The following is a 1,496-nucleotide window of genomic DNA, read 5'->3' as shown; positions in this document are numbered from 1 at the left end:
AGTTTTTCGAGGATGGTGGCCTTGAGGTCGCCGGCTTCGGCGGTGATTTCCTTGACGGCGCCCGCGGGGCCTTCGCGGGCGAGGGTCTGGGCGACGGGGACGGAGGTTTCGACGGCGGTCATGGCCTGGTCGGGGATGCCCTTGCGGGTGATGCGGGCGCGGATGTTGGCCCAGGTCAGGCCGAGGAGGGAGGCGATGAGCTGGATGATGCCCTTGAGGTCGAACTTCTGGGGGAGTTCGAGGCCGGCCTTGACGGCGGTGCCGAGCAGCCAGGACACGACGCCGGTCTTGAGGTGGTCGGCGATGTTGGTGATGAAGAGGTTGAGGCCCGCTCCCACTGCCTTGACCAGGTTGCCCAGGAAGCCGATGGGGTCCTTGATGATCTTCATGATGGCTGAGGCGGCCTTGGCGAGGATGCTGAGGAGGAGGTTCTTCAGTTCGTTGATCGTCTTGATGGCACCGACGATCGCGTCCTTCGCCTTGTCGATCAGGCCCTTGTTGGCCTCCTGGAGCTTCTTGATCTCCTCGTCGATCTTGTTCAGGGCTGCGGTGTACTTCGTGGCGAGGTCCTGGACGAGCTGTTCGGACTTTTCGTTGACGGTGGCTTCCAGGTCGTCGAACTTCCCCGCGAAGTCCTTGGCCGCGTCCTCGCCGAACTGGCGCAGGTCGGCGGGAAGCTTGTCGACCTCCGCCTTCAGCTCGGTGCGGCCCTTGGCGATGCGGGCCTTGGCCTTGCCGAGTTCGGTGCCGATGATGTCGGCGACGGAGGAGATGACGGTCTGCATCTTTGCGACGTAGAGCTTGCGGGCCTCCTGGTAGAGGTTGTTGGCCTCGTTGGGCAGGCCGGCGAACTTGTCCTTGACCCAGCGGGCCTTGCCGGTCCAGCCCGAGTACCGCTTGTCCTTGTAGGCCTTCATCCGGCGCTTGTGGTCGGCGGTGAACGCGTCCCGGGCCGCCTTCTCACCCGTCGTGAACGCGGTGTCGACCTTCTTGTCCAGGCCGGACAGGGTGTCCTCGACGTCCTTCTTCGTGCCGTCGTAGACCTTCTGCAGCTTTGCCGTGACCTCGGCGCGTTTCTTCTCGTCCTTGGACTTGGTGTCGCTCTTCCCGCCGTCGACCTGTTTCCCGGCCGAGGCGCGGGTCGCGGTCAGGGCGGTCATGGCCTGGGCGCCGGTGGCCGCCGCTCCGGCCTTCGCTGTGGTGAGTTGCTGGGTTTCGGCCTCCTTGCCCTTGGCGGGGGCCTTCGCGGAGTCCGTCTCGGCGGTCTTCTTCGCGGAGAGGGCCTGGTCGAACTCGGGCTCGTTGCCCTTGGCGAGCTGGTCCTCGGTGACCTCGGCGTCCGCCATGGCCTGGTCGTTCTCGGCGGGGCCCTGGGAGAAGTCCGTGACGGAGGCGGGCTGTTTTTCAGGGATCGCGTCGGTCGCGGAGGGGGCGCCCGGGTTGGCCGGGGGCTGGTCCGGGGTCATCGGGGTGACGGGCTTGTCCTTGGCCGCCGA

At 66.2% G+C, this 1,496-nt stretch carries 1 pseudogene; it reads right to left on the bottom strand.

The window, feature by feature from the left end:
* Positions 1-1,496 (bottom strand): annotated as a pseudogene (locus GA0115254_RS02010) (hypothetical protein); the annotation flags it as partial.

Source organism: Streptomyces sp. Ncost-T10-10d, from assembly GCF_900091955.1.
Taxonomy (GTDB): domain Bacteria; phylum Actinomycetota; class Actinomycetes; order Streptomycetales; family Streptomycetaceae; genus Streptomyces.
The sequence above is the reverse complement of the archived record's forward strand: the minus strand, read 5'-3'. Positions and strand labels throughout refer to the sequence as shown.